Below are 5664 nucleotides of genomic sequence, written 5' to 3' on the forward strand. Positions count from 1 at the left end.
ACCAAGTTTTATTATTTTTGATGATATATCAGGTAGAGAAAGACTTTTGCTGGAATTTTTTCATAGATATTTTAAGCTGTTTCCTGAGGATGTATTTATGGAGGAGTACCTTTATACAAAGGATGATATAGATAAGTTATATGCAAAAGTACCATGGAATGAGATATGGGTGTATGAGGATCCTAAAACATTCTAAGTTAAATGCTTAACGGTACTGTTTTGAGGGAGAGTTATTTCAAAGCAAATATCTCTTCCTTATTCCAGCACCAAGTGCAGAAACGGAAAAATTGGAGGAGATTGAGAAAATCGAAGATTTAGTGTTACAATAATTACAGATTTAAACGAATTAGAAAGATTATTAAAATAATGAGTGAATCAGCAGCTATATTTAGAAAAGGTAGATATGTAACAGAAAAAGACTTAGATATAATCATAAACATATTTAAGGATATGAATTTTGTTGCCCGTGGGAAAAGTGAGTTAGATGAAAAAGATAGTGGTTGGGTTTTAAGTTTTATAAATGATGACTGGATAAAAAGATGGGAAGGAGACTATTATCAGGAAAATTGTATGGATGACAACGATCATATAATAATTTATTTTTATAAAAATGCAAGGGTTTCATTTTTTGAATATATTCCAAGTATGAAACAATATACACCATATTATCTTTTGGTTGACAATATGCTCAGAAGAGAAAAAACATTGTTAGAGTTTTTGCATAGATATTTCATACTGTTTCCTGAAGATGTATTTTGGGGAGATTATTTTTATACAAAGGATGATATAGATAAGGTATATGCAAAAGTACCATGGAATGAAAATTGGTGTTATGAGGATCCCGGTACATTTTAGATTGTTTTTGAAGAACTTGAGGAGATATTAAAGTGATGGCAACAGCAATGAGACTTTTAAGAAGTGAAATTCACCCTGATTATACAAGAATAGAAGAGATAATAAATATTTTTGTATCATTAGGTTATACAAGATTTAGTATGGATGATAAAATAGATGTTTATATATTAACAATAGCTATGCCGATTACTGATGATGAGTTAGTTAATTCAGAGAACCTTAAAAAGAGTACAATTATTTATATCGATTTAATAGAGAACGATGAGGAAATGTATTATTGTCCCAAAACTTGTAAAAAATATTACTCTTATTTATTTTTTGAAAATGTTAGCTCTAGAGAAATAATAATATTGGAATTTTTACATAGATATTTTGAACTTTATCCGGATGATATATTTTGGGACTGTGATAAGTTTTTTTATACTAAAAAATACATAGATAAAATATATTCAAAAACTTATGATCCTAATTGGTTATATATTAGTCCGGATAGTTTTTAAGTTAGAGGGAGCAGATAATGATATATGAGGGTAGGATATTAAATAAAGGCTGTATAGAGAAGAGATTTATTGCGTATAAATTTGTAGATATATTGAGAGAACTTGGATATATTAAATATATAGTTCTTGAAAAGGAAACTACAGACCTAATATATATAAAGAAAGGAAACGATAAATTTTTTTTAAATAAGAATGATACTTCATCTTTATTAAACGTATATGCATACAAAGAATGTAAAGAGTTTCCGACTAAAAAAGCAGAGAGTGCAGGACTTGAAACTTTTTTCAGATTTACAGATATACTTGGCAGAGAGCTGGTTATACTTGAAATATTACATAAATATATGGAAAAGTATAGCGATTCTATATTTTATATAGATAATGGACTTTATTTTACAAAGCAAGATGTAGATAGAATTTATAATTTAAAAGAACCGGATGCAGAGTGGATTTACAAAAATCCTGATAAATATAAAAAGAAGAGTAAATAATAAAAATATTAATTTAGGGAGTACAGTAAGATAATGGGAGCATCGGCATCGCTGTTTAGAAAAGGTGAATATCCAACAGAAAAAGACTTGGATATAATAATTGATATATTTAGAAAGATGAAGTTTTATGCAGGTGGTAAAGATAAAGAAAAATTAAGTACAGGCGAAAGTTTCGGTATCAGTTTTATCAATGATCATTGGAGCAGAAAATGGGATGATGACGAGTATCAATGGGATTCACTGGATGATAATGATAACATTATAATTTATTTTTATCCGAAGCCGAAAGAATCACATGAATACTATATTCCAAGTATGGGAGAAACAGTGCCAAGTTATATTATTTTTGAGGATATATCAGGTAGAGAAAGACTTTTGTTGGAATTTTTTCGTAGATATTTTAAGCTTTTTCCTGAGGATGTATTTATGGAGGAGTACTTTTATACAAAGGATGATATAGATAATGTATATGCAAAACTACCTTGGAATGAATTATGGGCGTATGAAGACCCTAAAACATTCTAAATTATACTATTGATATTTTTTTAAGAGGAGCTGTTTTATATCTAATAGCTCTTCTTTACTAAAAAGTTGATAAACTTATAGATTGGTTTAGAGAAGCTATAGACAAGATGATAGAAGAAGGGGAATACATGGAAATGAAAAAGTATGGCCGGCAGACAAAATAACGCCTTGCTATATCAGGGAATTAAATTGATAAATAGATTTGAGGAGATAAAGGAGATTTTTAATAATGTGGCGCACAGGTATATTAAGAAAAAGAATAACAGCTGATAAAAAAGACATGGAAAAGGTCATAAACATTTTAATGTCAATAGGATATACACATTGTTCGATTTATGACTCAAAGGATTATTACAGTTTGTCTGCAAGTATACTTGAAGAAGATGATGAAAGTAATATAAAAAAAAGAGTTTATTATCTGGATGTAAGTATGTTTCTGGTGGAGATAGATATAGAAGGGCGTTATAAGTTTTTTTATCCAAGAGAAAATTGCTATTATTATGCATATATTCACTTTGATGACATTAAAGGAAGAGAATTGATAATGTCGGAGTTTTTATATAGATATTTTAAACTCTTTACTGAGGATATTTTCTTAAATGAGTCAGGATATGTTTATAGAAAAGAAGACATTGAAAAAGTATACTGTAATAAAGACTCAAATTGGATATATAGCAGTCCGGATGCTTTGTAAAAAAGCTCTCTTGTGGCAGCAGTATAAGAAGGGGATGTATATATGATATGTGAGGGAAGAATATTAGAAAAATTTGAGGAAAGAAATATATTTGTTGATGACAGGATGCAAGAAATACTTGATGCTATGAACTACCATAGAATAGTGAATATACGTAAAAGAGATTGTATTATTATACTGTCTAAGGAAGATAATGAATACGATTTTTTTGATGAAGAAGATCCCGCACCAATGATTCAAATTTATGCTTATGTAGGTATAAAGGAGGTTTTCACAAGAAAATCAAGAAAAAATGAGCTTGTTACCTTCTTTCGCTTTCCGGATATGATTGGAATAGAACTTACCATATTGGAGATAGTACACAGATATATGGAAGAATACCCAAATAGCGCATTCTATGTTGATAACGGTTACACATTCAGAAAATATCATATTGACGCAATATATAATATGCTTGAGCCTGATGTAGGGTGGATTTATAAAAGCCCGGATATGTATAAAAAAGGATGATTCTGGTCAGGACAAACAGATAGTATTGGAGGAATGGATGTTGCGAAAAAAATAGCAAAAAATAAAGGAGGAGTTACATTAGAATCTACGATTGATGATACGAATATTGTAATGCCTGAATGGGATTTTAATGCTCCTTCAAGTGTAACAGCTTGGGAGGAAGCTTCGAATGTTTACGCAGAGCAAGTATCTGGTGAAATAAGAGCTGTAGTTGGTAGCGAACTAAGACTAGGAAATATTTGGGAAAATATCGAATTACCAAGATTGAAGGCCAATCCAAATGTTACTAAGATTACAACAATAGATCCTAAAACAGGGGTAGAAAAAATTATATTCGAGAGGTAGAAATGAAAATTACAGGAACAAGATCAACAATTACTTTTGATTTAGAGAATGGTTTCCTCTTAAAAGCACAAGGAGAATTGTTGATTAATAAAAAATTTGTTGTTTATAAAGATAGTATGACACATTGGGAACCCCCTCATGAAAATCTTCCGATAACTCCAAGAGAAATAGACAATATTATTAACATGGCTAAAAAAATGGAGAGCGATCAAACTATTCGATTGGACTTTATATAATTATGTTGAACTCTATATATTCTAAGTAAACCTGTGGCAATAGATATCCCTTATGATTCAATTAAGAATTTGAAAGTTCCATGGGGAGAATTTACAATTAGAAAATTAGGAGGCAATTAAAATGAGTTTAACTAAAATAACTTGGGAGGAGTTTGATACCTTTGAAAAGATTGAATCACCAAAAGGATATGATTTTCGAACACATGAAGGAAAATACTACACTTTTGGTGAGTTTGGAGTAGCTTCAGTTCGTCGTATCTTTGAGATTAATCCTTCTGATTTTAACGAATATTTATTAGGTAGGAGAACGGCACGTGAAATTGATTTTAAAGCGGAGAACGATCGTTGGCCACCAACGGAAGAAGAGAGAAGAGAATCTAGAAGAAAATTTATAAGTAAACATCCAGCTTCTTTGATAGATGTCCCTAAAATAGGAAACTTTTTCTAAGGAAGAACTTGAAGAGTTGATTCCGATTGCTGAGAAGCAGTGGATTGAATCTGAAGGAGAACTTCCAGATTATTATGTATCACCACTTAAGTAAAAGAGGTTTGAAATGAAACCAACAAAACTAGGCTGGGAAGATGTTATCCAGTTCGAAGAAGTAAAAGGTTACGGTCAGCATATCTGGAGAGATGGTAATCATCTTTATTACGTTACCGAGGAGGGAGGAATTGCCCCTCAGCGTGTGGTTTATGAATTACCAAATGAGTTATTTGCATTACTAGAGAGTGGGGAAAGAACGGAGTTAGAAGTATTAAATAAGCTCCAGACTGATCGTTGGCCACCGACGGAAGAAGGAAAGAAAGCTAGTGAGAAACGATTCATAGAAGAGAGTCCTACATCATTAATTGATTTACCTGAAACTACAGAGTTATTTACTAAGGAAGAGCTTGAAAGATTAATTCCAATTGCTGAGCAAATGTGGATTGACTGGAGAGGCAAACTTCCAGATGATTATGTATCACCACTTAAGTAACAGATATATACAATGATACCAACGAGATCTTCACTCTTAAACGAGTGGTGAAGAGGATGGTGGATGATTTTGAAAAAGATAACCCAGGATTTTTTTATAATCCATCTAAGACGTTTATTGATTTGTACATGAAATCAGGCTTCTATATCGCAGAACTCGTTAAGCGATTATATAATAGCAAATGTCTGAAAAATACATTTCCAAATTTTGAAGAACGTTTAAAACGTATCCTAGAAAATCAAGTTTGTGGATTTGTGCCTTCACCATTTATCTATAATATTTCCACTAATTTTATCTTTGGAAATCTTTCTCGAGATATTAGTAGAAAGAACTTTGTTCTAGAAGATACCATCCCTGCGGCTAAAGAAGGGAAACTACAAAAATTGGTAGATAAATATTTTGAGTAGAAGAGTAATTGTTCATCAAGTATGTTTGTAAGTTCAGTACTGAAATCAGAGTCTCTGGTAGTGGTAGTAAAAGGCTTAATCCATTGGGCTTTAATACCCATTTCACGCATATATTTGCCTACAG

Annotated in this window: 12 protein-coding genes; all 12 read left to right on the top strand. The window is 31.2% G+C overall.

The window, feature by feature from the left end:
- Positions 1-196, top strand: a 196-nt coding sequence (locus HMPREF1495_RS11310) for a hypothetical protein (protein ID WP_034214921.1), incomplete at its 5' end; no start/stop codon positions are given.
- Positions 197-366: 170 nt separating this feature from the next.
- Positions 367-855, top strand: coding sequence for a hypothetical protein (locus HMPREF1495_RS11315; RefSeq protein WP_034214924.1), 489 nt, complete (start codon positions 367-369; stop codon positions 853-855).
- Between the two features lie 35 nt (positions 856-890).
- The gene (locus tag HMPREF1495_RS11320; protein WP_034214928.1) at positions 891-1355 is read left to right on the top strand and encodes a hypothetical protein; all 465 of its coding nucleotides are present in this window, start codon (positions 891-893) and stop codon (positions 1353-1355) included.
- 17 nt (positions 1356-1372) lie between these two features.
- Positions 1373-1846 carry a hypothetical protein gene (locus tag HMPREF1495_RS11325; RefSeq protein ID WP_007592502.1) on the top strand — a complete coding sequence of 158 codons (474 nt, stop codon included), beginning with the start codon at positions 1373-1375 and terminating at the stop codon, positions 1844-1846.
- Positions 1847-1879: 33 nt separating this feature from the next.
- Entirely contained in the window at positions 1880-2371 is a 492-nt protein-coding gene (locus tag HMPREF1495_RS11330) for a hypothetical protein (protein ID WP_034214930.1), read from the top strand.
- A gap of 229 nt (positions 2372-2600) precedes the next feature.
- A complete protein-coding gene (locus tag HMPREF1495_RS11335) occupies positions 2601-3065 on the top strand; it encodes a hypothetical protein (RefSeq protein WP_034214932.1) in 465 nt (154 codons plus the stop codon).
- 42 nt (positions 3066-3107) lie between these two features.
- The gene (locus tag HMPREF1495_RS11340) at positions 3108-3575 is read left to right on the top strand and encodes a hypothetical protein (protein WP_034214935.1); all 468 of its coding nucleotides are present in this window, start codon (positions 3108-3110) and stop codon (positions 3573-3575) included.
- 33 nt (positions 3576-3608) lie between these two features.
- Positions 3609-3920: a hypothetical protein gene (locus tag HMPREF1495_RS11345; protein WP_034214938.1), complete on the top strand. Its 312-nt coding sequence runs from the start codon at positions 3609-3611 to the stop codon at positions 3918-3920.
- 2 nt (positions 3921-3922) lie between these two features.
- Positions 3923-4156, top strand: coding sequence for an Imm74 family immunity protein (locus HMPREF1495_RS11350; protein WP_007592492.1), 234 nt, complete (start codon positions 3923-3925; stop codon positions 4154-4156).
- A gap of 121 nt (positions 4157-4277) precedes the next feature.
- Positions 4278-4604 carry a hypothetical protein gene (locus HMPREF1495_RS11355; protein WP_009445801.1) on the top strand — a complete coding sequence of 109 codons (327 nt, stop codon included), beginning with the start codon at positions 4278-4280 and terminating at the stop codon, positions 4602-4604.
- A 106-nt stretch (positions 4605-4710) separates the two neighbouring features.
- The gene (locus tag HMPREF1495_RS11360) at positions 4711-5133 is read left to right on the top strand and encodes a hypothetical protein (RefSeq protein WP_034214940.1); all 423 of its coding nucleotides are present in this window, start codon (positions 4711-4713) and stop codon (positions 5131-5133) included.
- Between the two features lie 59 nt (positions 5134-5192).
- Positions 5193-5540 carry a hypothetical protein gene (locus tag HMPREF1495_RS13795; protein ID WP_156431765.1) on the top strand — a complete coding sequence of 116 codons (348 nt, stop codon included), beginning with the start codon at positions 5193-5195 and terminating at the stop codon, positions 5538-5540.
- Positions 5541-5664: the final 124 nt, after the last annotated feature.

This window comes from Lachnoanaerobaculum sp. MSX33 (assembly GCF_000512995.1).
Taxonomy (GTDB): Bacteria; Bacillota; Clostridia; order Lachnospirales; family Lachnospiraceae; genus Lachnoanaerobaculum.

What these genes read in the sequence shown, in the direction of transcription:
- HMPREF1495_RS11315 (WP_034214924.1), top strand. Translation starts at nt 367, where the DNA reads ATGAGTGAATCAGCAGCTATATTTAGAAAAGGTAGATATGTAACAGAA.
- HMPREF1495_RS11320 (WP_034214928.1), top strand. Translation starts at nt 891, where the DNA reads ATGGCAACAGCAATGAGACTTTTAAGAAGTGAAATTCACCCTGATTAT.
- HMPREF1495_RS11325 (WP_007592502.1), top strand. Translation starts at nt 1,373, where the DNA reads ATGATATATGAGGGTAGGATATTAAATAAAGGCTGTATAGAGAAGAGA.
- HMPREF1495_RS11330 (WP_034214930.1), top strand. Translation starts at nt 1,880, where the DNA reads ATGGGAGCATCGGCATCGCTGTTTAGAAAAGGTGAATATCCAACAGAA.
- HMPREF1495_RS11335 (WP_034214932.1), top strand. Translation starts at nt 2,601, where the DNA reads ATGTGGCGCACAGGTATATTAAGAAAAAGAATAACAGCTGATAAAAAA.
- HMPREF1495_RS11340 (WP_034214935.1), top strand. Translation starts at nt 3,108, where the DNA reads ATGATATGTGAGGGAAGAATATTAGAAAAATTTGAGGAAAGAAATATA.
- HMPREF1495_RS11345 (WP_034214938.1), top strand. Translation starts at nt 3,609, where the DNA reads ATGGATGTTGCGAAAAAAATAGCAAAAAATAAAGGAGGAGTTACATTA.
- HMPREF1495_RS11350 (WP_007592492.1), top strand. Translation starts at nt 3,923, where the DNA reads ATGAAAATTACAGGAACAAGATCAACAATTACTTTTGATTTAGAGAAT.
- HMPREF1495_RS11355 (WP_009445801.1), top strand. Translation starts at nt 4,278, where the DNA reads ATGAGTTTAACTAAAATAACTTGGGAGGAGTTTGATACCTTTGAAAAG.
- HMPREF1495_RS11360 (WP_034214940.1), top strand. Translation starts at nt 4,711, where the DNA reads ATGAAACCAACAAAACTAGGCTGGGAAGATGTTATCCAGTTCGAAGAA.